Here is a 15735-nt window from a genome sequence, read left to right on the forward strand (position 1 = left end):
TCGCGACGTCGCGAGGGATCTCACTCGATCTTGGCCACCCGGCTCACGTGCCCGTTGCGCGTTCTCGTTCGCAGCCACACCGACCCGCGCACCGCCACTGGACCCGTGTATTCTGCAAATGTAACGCCGTCGGTGGAGTACTCGATGGTCAAGGTCGGATAGCGCACATTGGCCAAGAGCTGCCCTTGCTCGATTTTCCCGCCCGGAAGCGGAACGCGATAATTGACACCTTGCGCCCGCGGAAGCTCGTGGTGGAGGTCCACCGCGCGATAAAAGTCCAATCGCGGCAGCGCGGCTTGACCCAGCGTGTTCACGAATCGCTCCCACGCAGCCGGCATCTCCGCCGGCGCCGGCGTATCCCGATTCCATGCGCGCTCGGCCACACCGAGAATCTTGGGAAACGTGTAATACTCGATCAACTCGTCGGTCTTGACGTTTTCACCCCAGAGCAGCCCGGCCATGCCCAAGATATTGGCGCGTCCCGCGGCGGTGAGTCGTTCCTTCCTATCCCACGCATGCGGATCGAACGGATTGCCCATGCGATCGTGTGTTCCCAGGGCAAAGAGATCGAAAGGCTGGTACTCGAATGTCTTTCGCTCGTCGACGAAATTGGCCCAGTAAAGCCCTGGCTCGTCCGGGTCTTTGTTGTAGGCCATATCCAAGTACAAATTCGTTGCATGCGACAGAATGACCTTGTTCCCGCGATTGGCATATCGGTAGGCAAAGTCTTCTTTGCCCCGGCCCCACACGTTCTGCCAGGGCATGGGAACGAAGCCCTCGAGCTGAAATCCATCGTGCAGAACGTCGTCCCAACCGGTCATCGTCGCGCCCGTGGCCGTGATGATTCGCTGCCACTTGGCCAGGAAGACGTCCCGCAATTGCAGATCGGTCAGGCTCGACGTCTCGGGGGTGGACTTGCACAGCGGCGAGCCTTGCCACCACACATTGCTCTGCAGACTGGGCAGCTCGTCGCCGCCTCCGTGAATCATCGTAAGCTTTGCGCCGGGTACGGCATCGAAACGGGCTTTTAACTCCCTGACGACCTTCGAAAGAAAAGCATAGGACGATGGCAAGCAAGGATTGATGAAGTTGTCCGTATAGCCCTGCACCGTCGTATGCTTCGACGTGTCCTTGGGGTCCACCAGCCGGTACTGCCCCGCCTTCACCGGATCGACGGCGGCGTATTTGGCATACCGGTGCTCCATCGCCCTGACCGCCGCACGCGCGTGCCCGGGCATGTCGATCTCCGGGATGACGTCGATATGCCGTTCCGCCGCATACGCGAGGATCTCTTCGAAATCGCGCACCGTGTAATGGCCCGAGCCTTGGCCTGCGAAGTTGAGCGTGGCCCGTTCGAATCCCTGGTATGCGGGGGATTCGCCTCCATTGGCCTCCGCCTCGGTGCGCGCTTTTCCGCGGATTCCATCGCCCGTGCGCAATCCGTTCGAGGAACCGAGGGCCACGTGCAATTGCCGCTGCTCGTTCGCATCGAAACCGCGCGTCGCACCGTACGACGTCAACTCGGGTATGCCGGGGATCTCGAGCCGCCAGCCCTCGTCGTCCGTCAAATGGAGATGAAGCTTATTGATCTTGTGCAGGGCCAGCAAATCGAGCAGCTTCTCGAGGGCGGCCTTCGAATGGAAATGGCGCGCCACGTCCAAGGCCATCCCGCGGTACGGAAAGAGCGGCGCATCGGTCATGGATAGCGCGGGGAGCTCCACGGTGAGCTTCTTTCCCGGCTCGACGGGCACGAGTTGGCGCAGTGTCTGAATCCCGTAAAACACGCCGGCGGTGTCCGCCCCGCGGATCTCCACTCCATTTCGAGGATCGATGCTCAAGGCATACCCTTCGGGCCCGCCGGCGATGCTCGGATCAAGCACCAGGCGGATGGCGGGGGTCCGCGCAGTCCGTTCGCGCGCATCGATCACGCCGGTGAGAACGTCGCCCAAGGCCGCGCGGAGAAAGGCGGCCTCCTTGGCCAAGCCGCGCGCATGTTCGATCTCGATGCGCGCCCCGCCAAGTCGGTATTGGCCCTCACCATAGGTCACCGATTGTGGCCGCGGCAAGAGCGCATCGCCCGGCTCGAGACGGAGCTTCTTCAACGCCGCATTCTCTTCGTAGCGCAAGGACGCGGTCTGCACGGGCACGACATCGCCGGCGACGCGCTTGGTTTGCTTCGGATCCGACGGATCCATCTGGACCGACGACGAAAGAGCCCACGCCTCCGTGCTCGGCGGAAATACGATATGGAACCCCGACGGCGCGTCGCTCTTGTGGATTGTCCAGCTTACCGCGAGAAACTCGATGACGCGCTCCCGGCCTGGCTCGATGGGAACGAAATTGTCGAGTGGCTCCAGGACGAAATAATCGCCGCTGGCGGCCTTTCGAAGGCGCACGCCTTGTTCGGCCAGGTGCTGCTTGTATTGCGCATTGCCTTCGCCGTCCTTGAGGAAGTTGCGCGGGTAGTAGCTAAAGTAGATTTGCCATCCGCTCGACCCCAGCCGCACGGTGCTGTCGTTGCGTACGGTGAAGCTGCCTAGAAAGAACGACCCGTCGGCCGACGCGAGATTGTTCAGCGGACGAAACGTGATGGAGATGTTGGGCCCGCGGCGCGATGCTTCCAAGTTGGCGGAGTCGGTCGCGTTCGTTTCCGTGTGGGCTGCGCACCCTCCCAAGCATGCCGCGCCCATCCAAATGCCAATCAAGTACGTTCTCATGGATTCTCCATCGAGAGTTGCGGACAGGACTCACCGTTCCAATGGCCGTGGGTGCCAATTTTCGTACAATGGGCGCCCGGAGGTTCAAACGACAATCGTCTGCAGTGCGCTTCGTATTTTCTCCGGGATGGGCACTGCGTGGCGTGTCCCGCGATCGACGAATACGTGCACGAAGTAGCCATGCGCACACGCCTGTTCGCCATTCTCGCGAAAAATGCCAATGCCGTAAGTCACCGACCGATTGCCCAGTTTGTCGACGCGCACTCCGGCGCGGATGGCATCGGGATACGCAACGGCCTCGCGGTACGTGCAGCGTGACTCCACCACCACGCCAATCACCGGGCTGGTCACGATGTCCAATCCACCCTCGCGAATGAGAAAGAGATTCGCCGCCGAATCGAAGTAGCTGTAATACGTCACGTTGTTCACGTGTCCGTACACGTCGTTGTCCATCCAGCGCGTGGTGATGGGGCAAAACCAGCGATAACGGTCCGTCGTCTCGAGGATCTCGCTCATGGCACCGTCCAATCTCGCAGCCGCGACGACAAAAGAAAACCGCCGGGAACATAGCGTCCCCGGCGGTTTCGTCCGCATCTACGAAAAGGTGGACGTCAGTGCGGCAAAGCCCACTGTTGTGCGGCGCTCGCGTTGCAGTCGTAGATCTGCAGCTGCGTTCCATTTTCGGTGGCGCTGTTGGGCACGTCGAGGCAACGGCCCGATTGCGGGTTGCGCAAGGAGCCGTTGGCCCCAGCGACCCATTGCTGGGCGCCCGAGGCGTTGCAGTCCCACAATTGCACCTTGGTGCCATTGGCGGTGCCGCTCGTCGTCACATCGAGGCATTTGCCGACGGCTTGCACCGTGCCATCGCCCGGAAGGCTCCATTGCTGCGCGATGGAGCTGTTGCAATCGTACAACTGCACCTTGGTGCCGTTGGTCTGGCTGCCCTGGTTCACGTCGGCGCACTTGCTCGCGAGCCCGGAGATGGCGCCGGTGGGAATCGCGCTGCCGTACACCTCGAATTCGTAGATGCGGGCGGCGTTGTTGCCATTGTTGGTCGGCGTCGTCGCGGTGAGCTTCACATAGCGCGCCTGGCGTGCGGCGAAGGCGTGGAAGGTGCGGCTCGAACGGTTGCCCGTCGTGCTCGCGACGGTCGTCCAATTGGCATTGTCGAGGCTCGTCTGGACGTTGAACGCGCCCGTGTTCCACCCGGTGGTCTCACCGCCGAGGCCCGCGTGCTTGATGACCACCGACGATACCGTTTGCGCCGAACCGAGGTCCACCTGCAGGAAGGCATTGGCCTGGGTCGAGCACCATTTGCTGTTGTTCACCAGCGCACCGTCGAAGGCCTTGTCCGCCGACTCGGCCGCCGCGCACGGCGTGGAGCCGCTGGCTGCCTTGCCCCGTGCGAGGTTCGTCCCGAGGTTCAGCGCCTTCGGCGGCGGCGTCCATCCCTCGTTGAACGACGGCGGTACGTCGCCGGCGCCCGTGCCCCAGCTCGCGCTGGGCGAGTTGCCCATGGTGTACGAAATCGTACCACCCGAAGCGATGTCCGAGTAGCGCAGGTAGCTGCGGTTCTGCGCAGCGCCATTGAACTGCATGCCCTGCACGTACTGCGGTGCACCGCCGCCGTTGATTTGAATATTGCCGGCCGCGCGCTGAATGGTAATCGAGTTGAACGTCGGCCCGTGAAGGGCGAGCACGTCCGCCCCGGGGATGGCCGGGTACATGCCCAGCGCCGCCCAGACGTACCACGCGGAGGTGGCGCCCAAGTCGTCGTTGCCCGGCAAGCCGCCCGGGCCCGTGTGGAACGCTTCGCTCATGATTCGGCGCACCGCCGACGAGGCCCCCGCCGGGTAGCGCGCGAAGTTGTACGCCCAGGGAACGCCGTGTTCCGGCTCGTTTCCAATCCAGAAATACGGCGTATTGTGCCCCTCGTTCACGCGCGTGAAATGATGGTTCAAGCGCTGCACGGCCGTTTCGGGGCCGCCCATCAGATCGATGAGCGAGGCGAAGTTGTACGTGATCATCCACGTGTACTGCGCCGCGCTTCCCTCGGTGTAGTCGGAGTCACTGCCCGGATCGAGCGGCAGCTTCCAGCTCTTGTCCGAGTTGCGCGTATTGATGTAGCTCGACTCGGTGCTGAAGACGTTGAACCACCACTGGGCGCGCGAGATGTGCGTGTTGTACGAACTCGTATTGCCCAACGACTTGGCAAACGTCGCCACCGCGAAGTCCGACGCCGAGTACTCCAGCGAGTCCGACGCATTGCCGGAGATGAATCCATTTTGCACCAGCTCGGACTGGCGACCGCGGATCGGGCTCCCCTGCATGGTGCCGCCATTGGAGGCCTTGTCCATGAGCGAGAGCGCGGCCGTCGTGTCGAAGTTGCGCGCACCGAAGGCGTAGGCGCTGGCCACGATGATGGGGCCGGGGTCGCCGGTCATGATGAAGTCTTCCACGGTCTGGTTGGACCACTTGGGCAACAATCCGCCTTGCTGCCCGTCGAGGACCATCGACTTGACGACGTCGTTCATCACGTCGGGCGCGACGAGGCCCATCAGCGCGGCCCACGAACGGTAAATGTCCCATCCGGAGTAGTTCTGATAAACGGTCATCCCGCTCGCCGTGTGCACGGCGTTGTCGAACCCTTTGTACTGGCCATTGACGTCGCTGGAGACGCTGGGGCTCTGGAAGACGTGGTAGAGCGCCGTGTAGAACTTCTGCAGATCGTCGTTCGAGCCGCCGCTCACCTGAATGCGATTGAGCAGGTTGTTCCACGCGGTATCGGCATTGGTGCGCACCGCGTTGAAGTCCCAATTCGGGATCTCCGTGGTGAGATTCTGCTGCGCATTGGCCGTGCTCACGAACGAGATGGCCACCTTGAATTGCACCGTGGCCGAGCTGCTCGTGTCGAAGGTGACGTAGGCACCGGTGTTCGTGCCCGAGGTGCTGGCCGAACCCGCCGAAACCGTGCCGCCGTTCCATGTGCCGAAGCCGGTGGGCGCGCGATCGAATTGGATGGCGAAGTAAATGGGGAACGTGTGGCCCGAGCCGCAGAAGTTGCCCGAGGTGACCTGACCGGTGACCGTGCTGCCGGAGACATTCACGGAACCGCTGCGGCTTCCCGTGGCCGAGCGGCTCGTGTTGACCAAAAGGCGCGCCTGGTTCGTGGCGGGGAAGGTCAGCTTTCCGAACCCCGTACGCGTCGAGGCCGTGAGCTCGACATTGGTCGAATACTTGTCCAATCGCGTCTTGTAGTAGCCCGGGGCGGCGGCTTCGTTGCCCTTGGTGTAGCCCGACGCGTAGCTCGTCCAGTTGGTGCCAGGCGATGTGGAGACCGCGCCGGTAATCGGTAGTATCTGGATATCTTGGTTGTTGTCACAGCCTGCGCCTGCAAAGTGGGTGAGGCTGAAGTCTTGAATGGTGGTATCCGAATAACGGTATCCGGTGGCCGAGCCCACGCGCGTGTCGGGGCTGAACTGCACCATGCCGAATGGCATCGCGGGGCCGGGGTAGTCGTTGCCGGTGGACTCGCCGGAGGTCGGCGGCAGGGGCGTCGTTCCCGGATCGGTGCCGATGAACGGATTGACGTATTGGGTGAGGTTGAGCGCCGCCAATTCGGCCGATGCCGAAGTGGTACCTTGCGCCTCTTCGTTCGCGGCGTCGTCGCCTGCGGAGCATGCAGGGACACACGCGGCCAGCAGTGCGGCTGACAACGTTGTCCGGGTGAAAGGGAGATTCGGCATTGGGGCTGGTCCTTTCCGACTCTCGGCAGCAGTTCCGGTACGAAGACAACGTTGTCATCGTCCGCCAGAGCCATTGCTGTGGCCGTCGCCCAGCGATACGTCGAGGCGGACACCTCGGTCAATGCTCTTCGACATGTCGCAAGGCGTCATTCGCTGAACACGCAAAAGAGACACCCGTACTGTTCTTTCTCGAAAGTAAACGACACGACGTCGATCCGGTGATGCGCCATCCGTCGTGCCTCTCGAACATCGCCACTTCTTGGCGCGATGTTCGGAATGGTCACTCAGTCACTCAGTCATTCATTCACTCATTAAGGAGAGAACCCGATGCGCTACATGTGCCTCATCTACGGTGACGAAGTTGGATTCGCAAACCTGAGCCCGGAGGAGCAGGGAAAGATCTATGCGGCATACGGCGAGTTCGAGAAGGAGCTCGCAGGCGCCGCCAACGTCAAGCTGGCGGGTGACGCGCTCAAGCCTCCCCACACGGCCACGAGCGTTCGCGTCCGCAACGGCAAAGTTCAGACGACGGACGGCCCCTTCGCGGAGACGAAGGAGCAACTCGGCGGCTACTACATTTTCGAGTGCAAGAACCTCGACGAGGCCTTGAAATGGGCAGCCAAAATTCCAGGCGCCAAGGACGGCACGGTCGAAGTGCGCCCGATCATGGAGTTCTGATGGAGCCGTAGCAGACGGTGGCGGAGAGGGAGACTCTCCTGGGATTCTCTTCCTCTTTGCGGCACGATGGAGTCGTGGGGATGGGCGAGAGCATGACGGCCGCGGTCGAGCGCGTTTTCCGGGAGGAATCCGGGCGTGTGCTGGCCACCCTCATTCGCGTCCTCGGCGATTTTCAACTCGCCGAGGACGCGCTGCAGGATGCCTTCGTGCGCGCCGCGCAGGTTTGGCCGGGCGAGGGCATTCCCGAGAAGCCCGCGGCGTGGATCACCACCGTCGCACGCCATCGTGCAATCGATTTGCGGCGCCGAACGCGCGGCTCGCCCGTCGAGTCGCGCGATCCGTCGAAAATCCCGGAGCAGGGTGCGCCGTCGCTGCCGGCCGAGATCGAGGTCGTGCCCGACGATCAGCTCCGGCTCATCTTTACGTGCTGCCATCCGTCCCTTTCCGAGTCGACGCGCGTGGCATTGACGCTGCGCACCTTGGGCGGTCTCACCACCGAGGAGATTGCGCGCGCGTTCCTTTCGCCCGAGCCGAGCATGGCGCAGCGCCTCGTGCGCGCGAAAAAGAAGATCCGTGAGGCGAACATTCCATACGCCGTGCCCGCGGCGGACGATCTCCCGGAGCGGTTGGATGCCGTGCTGTCGGTGATTTATCTGGTATTCAACGAAGGGTATTCGGCGACCGCCGGTCCCGATTTGGTGCGCATCGATTTGTGTGCGCATGCGATTCGCCTCGGGCGGTTGCTCGCGGAGATGATGCCGCACGAGCCGGAGGCGCTGGGCCTTCTCGCGTTGATGCTGTTGCACGATGCGCGGCGTCCCGCGCGTATCGACGCGAAGGGTGATTTCGTGCCGCTCGAGGAGCAAGACCGTTCCCTCTGCGACGCGCGGCGGGTGGAAGAAGGCATTGCCCGACTGGATCACGCCTTGACGCTGCGCCGTACGGGGCCGTATCAAATCCAAGCTGCCATTGCAGCGTTGCACGCACAGGCGCAACGGGCCGAGGATACGGATTGGAAGCAGATCGGGTGGCTCTATCGCGCGCTCTATCGCGTTTGGCCGTCGCCGGTGGTGAAACTCAATTATGCCGTTTCAGTGGCCATGGTCGATGGGCCGGAAAAGGGGCTGGCCATCATCGACGCGCTGTCCGGCGCCGAGGAGCTCGCGGGGTATCATCTCCTCCCCGCGGCGCGCGCGGACCTGTTGCGAAGGGCAGGCCGATGGGCCGAGGCGGTCACGGCCTACCGTGCCGCACTGACGCTGGTGAAGAACGATCGCGAGCGCGCATTCCTCGAACGGCGCCTGCGCGAAGTCGACGAAGCCGCAAATGCGAGCCGCTAATCGCGGTTCTCGAACAGGAAGAAGGAAACCGCCAGGCCGCCAGGATCGCCAACTGAACCAACAATAAATTCCAAAAATCAGAGTTTATTGTTGGTTCACCTGGCGATCCTGGCGCCTCTCTTTTGGCGCCCTGGCGGTTTCTTCTTCTCTTCGTGACGCTGTTCGAGGACCGCGCTCGCTGATGTAGGGCAGTCGGTGCTTCAGCACATCAATCCATCTTGGCGTCCTTGGCGTCTGGGCGGTTTTCCTCTTCTGTTCGAGCACCGAGCACGTGTCACTGGCCGTCTTGCGGCAAGATGGTGCGCGCGGCGAGTTCCTCTGCGTTGTACTCGGTGAGGATTTCACGCGCGCGGCGGATGCGCTCCTGCGCGGCCTCGTGGCGCTTTGCCAAATAGGCTTGGCCCGCCGCTTCGTCCGGCGACATGGGCTTGCTCTCCTTGAGCCACTCGGGAAGCTCTTTCCAATTTTCATGGCGCGGGGTGAGCGCCAGAAGATGCACGCGGGCCGACATCATTCCCAACTTGGTGGACACTTCGACGTAATACGTCTTTCCGCCGACCAGGTTGGCGCGAAGCGCACCGGTATTCTCGCCCCACACCACGAAAATGTGCTCTCCCGGCGGGACCTTCACCGAGAAATAGCTTTTGGGCAAACTGTCGCCGAGAAATCGCCCATTGGCATCGAGCACCGTCATGAGCTGGCCGCCGGCATAACCCGAAGGCCGAATGAACACCACGGTCGCTGCATCCGCCGTGGCCGGCGCGGGAGGCGTGCCCGCGCGCATATAATCGGAATGTGCACTGCACCCCACGAACAGGACCATGGCGAAGAGCAAAAAGAGCTTCATGGCCAGCGTTTTACTACGGTCCTTCGGTACGTCGGTGTCGGAGATGGCTCCGTCCCCGAAGTTCCTTACCAGCCCATCCCATCGGCCCTATAGCTCCCCGTTCATGGCTTCTTCCCGCAACGAAACGGTGACCGGAGTCGGTTTGGCGCTCGGAGGCATTTTCTCCGTGCAAATTGGGGCCGCTCTGGCGACGCCCATTTTCGAGCGCATTGGTCCGGCCGCCACGGCGTGGTTGCGCCTTTGTTGGGCCGCCGCCATTTTCTTGGCCATTGCGCGCCCGCGCCTCTCGAAGCTCCCGCGGCGCGATTTGGCGAGCGCGGCGGCGTTGGGCTTCGTCAGTGCCGCGAACTCGATGATGTTCTTCGAAGGCATTGCGCGCATTCCCCTCGCCACGGTCGTCGCCATCGAGTTTCTCGGCCCTCTCGGCGTTGCGGTCTGGCATCGCTCGGGGCCGTGGGGGCTGGCGTGGCCTCCTCTGGCTTTCGCTGGGGTTCTCTTGGTGACGGAGCCTTGGCACGGCGACATCAACTTGGTCGGTGTCCTCCTCGCGCTGGGCGCGGGCGTGGGTTGGGGCGCGTACATCTTGCTCACACAACGCGTCGGCGACCGCTTTCACGGCATCGCGGGGCTCTCCATTGCGATGCCCGTCGCCGCGCTCGCGGCCACGCCCGTGGGCGCATTTCAAGCGTGGGGCCGTGTCGATGGCATCTCTCTTCTATTGTGCGCCGGGCTCGCGCTCCTCTTTCCCGTCGCCTCTTACTCCTTGGAGCTCAATGCCCTCCGCAAGCTCGACACCGCCACGTTCGGTACCCTCATGAGCATCGAGCCCGCCGCAGCCCTCCTCGTTGGCGCCGTGGGTCTGCACCAAATCCCCGACGCGGGGCAGGTGCTCGGTGTGCTCTTCGTCACCATCGCCGCCATCGGCGCTGCACGCACCGGTCAGCGTGAAATTCCGGCCGCGCCCGAGAGCACCCGATCGATGAACGCCGACGCACTGCCCAAATAGTGTCCCGGAGCCGTTGCCTGCGCAATGGTTGCATCGTCCAGGTGCGCTCGCGTTTCCGGCGTGCGCCGCAATGCCTCCGCCAGATCGAGGCCGTCGGCCATGGCCCGTGCGCAGGCGCGTTCGACCAAATGATGCGCCTCGCCGCGGCCCACCTTGGGCGCAAGCGCCATCATCACCGCCTCGGCCATGAGCAGCCCGCCCCCCGCTTCGGCGTTGCGCCGCATGCGCGCTTCGTCGAGGCGCAATCCCGACACGATGCCCCGCGCATGCTCGAGCGCCCCGTGCGCGAGCACGAACGCCTGCGGCACGGCGGCGGGCTCCACTTGCCATGGGCCCGTGGCGCGCTCGTGATCCTGCGCCATCGCGTTTTGCATCAGCGGCACCATGGCCTGCACCGTGCGCGCGGCCGCGAGCACGTACTCGGATGCAATCGGGTTGCGCTTCTGCGGCATCGTCGATGAACCGCCGCGGCCTTCTTCGTAAGGCTCGAAAACCTCCGCGACCTCCGTTTGGCCCAGCAAGATCACGTCCGTGGCGATCTTCGACAGGCTCCCGCAAAGCAGCCCGAGAAAGCCCACGGCCTCCACGAACCCATCGCGCGCCACGTGCCATGGCACGCCGCCACCCTCGAGTCCAAGCTCCGCGGCCAGCAGATCGCCCACCTCCGCGCCGCGCGCGCCCAGCGAAGCGAGCGTCCCCACCGCGCCCCCGAACTGAACGCGCTCCACGCGCGGCCGCAATTGATCCAGCCTCTCCACGTGCGCCACCAGCGGCGCGAGCCACACCGCGCACTTCAAACCGAACGAAATCGGCGCCGCATGCTGCAGATGCGTGCGCCCCACCATGACGGTGCCCCGATGCCGATCGGCCAGCGTGGTCAGGGCATCGATGACCGCCACCGAGCTGGCGCGCACCAGCGCCAATCCGTCCTTCACCTGCAGCGCCACGGCGGTGTCCAGAATGTCCTGCGTCGTCGCGCCCCAATGCGTGTAGCGCCCTGCGTCCTCACCCGCCGCACGCGAGAGCGCACGCACCACGGCCACCACGGGGTAGCCCACATTGCGAACGCTTTTCGCGAGCTCGCCCTCGTCGAGCACCTCCACGCGGGCGGCGCGCGAAATGGCCTCGGCCGCCTCCGCCGGAATGATCCCGAGCCGCGCCTCGCACCGTGCGAGCGCGGCCTCCACGTCGAGCATGCGCTGGAAGAGCGCGCGCTCGTCGAAGACGGCCCGCATCGCATCGGTGCCGTAGAGCGTCCCGAAAACCGGGCTGTCCGCCGGATGAATGGCCACCGCTCACTCCTCCTTCTTCAGCGCCTTCTTGGCCGCGCGCATCGCCGCATTCGCCGCCGGCACCCCGGCATAGACGGCCACCTGCTGCAGCACCTCCGAGAGATCCGCCGGCGATGCCCCCGTGTTCGACATGGCCCGCACGTGCGTCTCGAATTCCTCGGTGTGGCCCAGGGCTGCTAGCAGCGCCAAGGTCAAAAGATGCCGGGTCCGCCGATCCAATCCCGGCCTCGCCCACATGCTTCCCCACGCGGTGCGCGTGAGGAAAGCCTGAAAATCCCGATCCAAGTCCGTGATGGCGGCCAGCGCGTTGGCCACGTACTGCTCGCCGAGCACCTCCTTGCGTACGGCCAACCCGAGCTCGTAGGCATCCGCGCTCGGCGGCCGCAAGAACTCGGCAAGCACCGCGGTCACCGCGTCGGCTTTCTCGAGCATGGGAAGATGCGCCGCCTGCTCGAGCACCACCAGCTTGGCGCCCAGCGCATCGCGGATCGCTTCGGACAAGGCCACCGGCGTGGCGGCGTCGCCATCCCCCACGACCACCAGCGAGGGCACCCGCAGAGAGCGCGCACGTTCGCGAAAATCCCACGAGGCCAGCGCCTCTGCCGACGAGGCGTAGCCCTCCGCCGGCGTCGTGGTCAGCATCGCGCGAAGCCCTTTTGCCTCCGGTGAATCGATGCGCGCCGGCGTCACCCATCGCGCGACGATCCCGTCGGCCAAGGTCTCCATTCCGCCCGCGCGCACGATGCGTGCTCGTTCGAGCCATGGTTCCGGCGGCGGCACCGCCATGGCCGTATCGAACAGTGCGAGCGAGCGCACGCGATCCGGCGCAGCATGCGCCAAGGCCATCGCCACCATGCCACCGAGCGAGACCCCGCCCACGTGCGCGGCACGCAGCTCCAGGGCATCGAGCAGCGCGAGCACGTCGTCGGCGAGACGCTCCACCGTGTACGGTCCCCGCGTCGTTTCGCTCAAACCGTGCCCGCGCAAGTCCGGCCGAATCACCCGAAACGTGCGCGCGAGGACCGCCGCCTGCGGATCCCACAGCCGGAGATCCGTCCCCAGCGAATGCAAAAGAACCACCGGCGGCGCCCCCGGCGGTCCTTCGATGGCAACGTGCGTCCTGAGCGATCTCGTGGCCACGAACATAAAGCGATCTTACTGGTAGGCCTCCGCCGTCGCACCTACATAACGCGCCGCTTTCCTTGGTTCGACGATCAGATCGGTTGCTGCCGGAAGAAAGACCGCGCGTCCATCGTTAGGGAAAGCGGGGCAGGCATGCGAGGGATCCCGGAAGCTTTTCAGAGTCGACGCGCCATTCGAAGACTGAACATTGCCGCCGTTGGCTTGGCACTCGGCTGCATCACCGGCGTCGTCATCGGGCACATCCTTCGCGACGCCATTGGCTATTACCATCCGGGATTCCCAATCGCCTTGGCCACGTTTTGCGTTGGCGCCTTTTGGGCGGCCTACTTTCGCCCGAAGCGCCGAGCCGGCGTGCGTCAATTCCGTATCGGCTGGGGAACCTCGCTGGTGCTGGGCATGGTCAACGCGCAGTTTGCCTGCTTGCTCGCGGTGGGGGCAGATCACGAGCTCGGGCTGCACGAGGCCGGGCGGATTCTCGTGGCCGCGCCGACCATTGGCGTTTTCTTGTGGCTGCCGGCGCTGATTTTCACATTGGTCTGCTTTGGATGGCCCATCGTGAGCGCGCAGGCCCTCGGCGAAAAAGGCCTCGCCGGCGAGGAGCGCGGTGAGCGCATCGTCGGCGTGACGTCCTTCGTGATTGCGGCCATCGGTCTTCTCGCATCCTATGGACTGTCCTCGGCCCAAGTGCTCGAGACCTTTTCGCCCCTTCGCATCGTGGGCTATTTGGGAATGCTCACCGGAGGGCTGGCTGCCTATGCGGCCTTCGTTCGCGAGCGGCGCCGTCGAGCGTTCGTGCGCGATGTGGAGGCGGGGGCCGTGGCAGGCTTTCGTGTGGACCCCAGCCCCGAGGGCAAAGTCCTCGTGCGTGTGACCTCGCAAGGAGAGGGATACCGTGTATCCGATTTTCGCGAGGAGCTCGTCGAGTTGGACGTGAGCGGCGAGGCGAAGCGGGCGCGCTACGGCGAATTGCCATAGAGGGCGCGCGTGCGCGCCATGTTGCGCATCGAAATCACCTCGAGCACGCTCGCCAGCGAGGGGCCCGACAGGACCACAGGTGGCGATACTTCGTGCCGCACCATGCTTCCATCCGAGGCTTTCCAGCGCTGCCCGCTCGATAGCTTGCCGACGAGCCGGCACGTCGGACAGTACGCAAGCTCCAAGGTGGCCGTCCGTCGCGCATGGCGCGGGGCCAGCGGCAGGCCTTGAAGAAGCAGCACCCAATCGAGATCTCCCGTTTTGGCTGCCAACACCGCGACGCGCACTTGCTCTTGCACCTCGAGCGATAAAGTCGCGTGCGTCTCCACCAGCTCGTCGTGGCATGCGCTACAGGCTTCGCGTTGCGACACATTCACCAGGCCCGTGCCCAATAGCGCGGCGGCGGATGCTGCCCCGAACGCGAGCCAACTTGGCTCGGAACCGCTCGCGAGAAAGTACGCCAGGCTTCCCACGCCCGCCGCGAACAAGCCTGCGCCGGCAAAACACGGGACGCGTCGAAAGAGCTTCGTGAGATCCGGCGCCTCATGCGTCGCAGTCGGCAAGGAGTCCATCCCTTCCACAAGAGTTCACCGGAACGCCATCGTCAAATGGATCCGCTCAGACGGAAAAATGCCGACACCACGATACGACGGTGGTCGCCACAGCCGCGCCGTATCCTGACATTACGCTGTCATCGGGCGGACGCATCATGGGACCCATGATGGCCGCGCAACGACACGAACCACTGGATTCGACGCTTCATACCGTCTCGGGCGAGCTGCTCGTGCAGGCGCCGGCGGACTTTGCACACATGCTCTCCTTCATGCGCGGCTTCGCACCGATGGCGGGGGAGCAATGCCTGGGGCGAAGCTCCGTGACGGCTGCGCGAATGGTCGACGGCCGTCCGGTCGTCTTCGAGCTGACCGCCACCGACGATCCCGAGCGCCTCGCCTACCGCCTTCATTCGGAGACCCCGCTCTCCTTCGACGCGCGCGTGCGCCTTCTGCGCCGTGTGCGATTCCAATTCGGCCTCGATGACGATCTCGCCGCGTTTTACGACCTCGCCGAGCGCGATCGTGCTTTTTCACGCGTGGTGACGCAGCTCTATGGCATGCACCACGTGAAGTTTCCCAGTGCCTTCGAGGCGGCGTGTTGGTCGGTGCTCATGCAGCGCGAGCCCATGGCGCGGGCACGCCAGACCAAGCGCGCCCTCGTGGAGCGATTCGGCGCATCGCTCGAGGTGGAAGGGCACGTACATTGGGCCTTTCCCGAAGCGCGCGCCATTGCGGGGGCGTCTCCCTCGGCGGTGGCCGAGGTGGTGCGGCATCCGAAGAAGGCGGCGGCTATTTTCACGCTGGCACGCGCCTTTGCGGAGATGCCCGACGATTTTCTGCGTACGGCATCTCATACCGAGGCGGAGTCGTGGCTGCGCGCCCTGCCCATGATTGGCGACTTCTCCGCGACGTTCATTCTGTTCCGAGGCCTCGGCCGCATGCAGCGCTTCGCCGCCGCTCAAAACGAGCACCTCGTGGAGGCCGCGCGACGCGTGTATCATGCACCGACTCTGTCCGACACCGATATTTCGAATATGGGCGATCGATACGGCGAATGGCGAGGCTATTGGGCCCTGTACCTTCGCGCCTCGGGCACCGTCGGCTGCTGAAAAAAGCGTCCACTCGAGGTGACACCTGTGCACTCGACGGTGCGCCTCGAGGACGCGATCCGGCTTTTTTCCCGGGCCGGGCGATGGCACGCGCGCTGCTCTATCTGGAAGCACCAGGAGGTGATTCCAATGAGCAAATTGCCGCGTGTGAATGTCATGGATAAGCAGATTGCCGTCGCCGTCGAAGAGGAACGCAAGAACGGCGAATCTCTCGGGCCCGAGGCTCTCGAGGCCGTGAACGGTGGCCGCCTATCGTGGGGGTGGGCGCTGCCGATGTACGGCGTGGGCCTGATCTTCAAGATGAAAAACTGGCGCCGGCGCCATTGAG

General features: G+C 64.1%; 13 protein-coding genes. 6 read left to right on the top strand and 7 right to left on the bottom strand.

Translation table 11 applies throughout. The features are described from left to right. Nucleotides 1-20 precede the first annotated feature (20 nt). The 3 genes from LZC95_00550 to LZC95_00560 all read right to left on the bottom strand — a co-directional run bounded on the left by LZC95_00550 (nt 21) and on the right by LZC95_00560 (nt 6463). Nucleotides 21-2717 (bottom strand): family 20 glycosylhydrolase, encoded by a 2697-nt coding sequence (locus tag LZC95_00550; protein ID WXA95329.1) that lies wholly within the window; start codon nt 2715-2717, stop codon nt 21-23. A gap of 84 nt (nt 2718-2801) precedes the next feature. Then, nucleotides 2802-3233, bottom strand: coding sequence for an acyl-CoA thioesterase (locus tag LZC95_00555; GenBank protein WXA95330.1), 432 nt, complete (start codon nt 3231-3233; stop codon nt 2802-2804). Between the two features lie 95 nt (nt 3234-3328). Beyond that, nucleotides 3329-6463, bottom strand: coding sequence for a GH92 family glycosyl hydrolase (locus LZC95_00560; GenBank protein WXA95331.1), 3135 nt, complete (start codon nt 6461-6463; stop codon nt 3329-3331). 327 nt (nt 6464-6790) lie between these two features. Between LZC95_00560 and LZC95_00565 the strand changes: the two genes are divergently transcribed. Next, entirely contained in the window at nt 6791-7141 is a 351-nt protein-coding gene (locus LZC95_00565; protein WXA95332.1) for a YciI family protein, read from the top strand. Nucleotides 7142-7221: 80 nt separating this feature from the next. Beyond that, on the top strand, nt 7222-8481 hold the full coding sequence (locus LZC95_00570; protein WXA95333.1) for an RNA polymerase sigma factor: 1260 nt from the start codon (nt 7222-7224) through the stop codon (nt 8479-8481). Nucleotides 8482-8755: 274 nt separating this feature from the next. Here the strand turns inward: LZC95_00570 and LZC95_00575 are convergent, their stop codons facing one another. After that, nucleotides 8756-9328, bottom strand: a complete 573-nt coding sequence (locus LZC95_00575) for a DUF2846 domain-containing protein (protein ID WXA95334.1) — start codon at nt 9326-9328, stop codon at nt 8756-8758. 103 nt (nt 9329-9431) lie between these two features. Here LZC95_00575 and LZC95_00580 point away from each other — a divergent pair, with 103 nt between their 5' ends. Further along, nucleotides 9432-10334, top strand: coding sequence for an EamA family transporter (locus LZC95_00580; GenBank protein WXA95335.1), 903 nt, complete (start codon nt 9432-9434; stop codon nt 10332-10334). On the opposite strand, the gene LZC95_00585 is transcribed toward LZC95_00580, so the two are convergent. Both LZC95_00585 and pcaD read right to left on the bottom strand, forming a co-directional pair. Next, the gene (locus LZC95_00585) at nt 10268-11626 is read right to left on the bottom strand and encodes an adenylosuccinate lyase family protein (protein WXA95336.1); all 1359 of its coding nucleotides are present in this window, start codon (nt 11624-11626) and stop codon (nt 10268-10270) included. The genes LZC95_00580 and LZC95_00585 overlap by 67 nt on opposite strands. Nucleotides 11627-11629: 3 nt before the next feature. After that, complete coding sequence (pcaD, locus tag LZC95_00590) at nt 11630-12766, bottom strand: 3-oxoadipate enol-lactonase (protein ID WXA95337.1); 1137 nt, start codon at nt 12764-12766, stop codon at nt 11630-11632. Nucleotides 12767-12901: 135 nt separating this feature from the next. On the opposite strand from pcaD, the gene LZC95_00595 reads away from it, so the two are divergent. Continuing rightward, nucleotides 12902-13744, top strand: coding sequence for a hypothetical protein (locus LZC95_00595; protein ID WXA95338.1), 843 nt, complete (start codon nt 12902-12904; stop codon nt 13742-13744). Here the strand turns inward: LZC95_00595 and LZC95_00600 are convergent. Next, on the bottom strand, nt 13726-14307 hold the full coding sequence (locus LZC95_00600) for a hypothetical protein (protein ID WXA95339.1): 582 nt from the start codon (nt 14305-14307) through the stop codon (nt 13726-13728). The two genes, LZC95_00595 and LZC95_00600, sit on opposite strands and share 19 nt — an antisense overlap. Before the next feature lie 146 nt (nt 14308-14453). Here LZC95_00600 and LZC95_00605 point away from each other — a divergent pair, with 146 nt between their 5' ends. Further along, the gene (locus LZC95_00605) at nt 14454-15407 is read left to right on the top strand and encodes a hypothetical protein (GenBank protein WXA95340.1); all 954 of its coding nucleotides are present in this window, start codon (nt 14454-14456) and stop codon (nt 15405-15407) included. A gap of 129 nt (nt 15408-15536) precedes the next feature. Next, a complete protein-coding gene (locus tag LZC95_00610) occupies nt 15537-15734 on the top strand; it encodes a hypothetical protein (GenBank protein WXA95341.1) in 198 nt (65 codons plus the stop codon). The last annotated feature ends 1 nt before the right edge of the window (nt 15735 follow it).

The sequence above is a fragment of the Sorangiineae bacterium MSr12523 genome, from assembly GCA_037157775.1.
Lineage (GTDB): Bacteria > Myxococcota_A > Polyangia > Polyangiales > Polyangiaceae > Pendulispora > Pendulispora brunnea.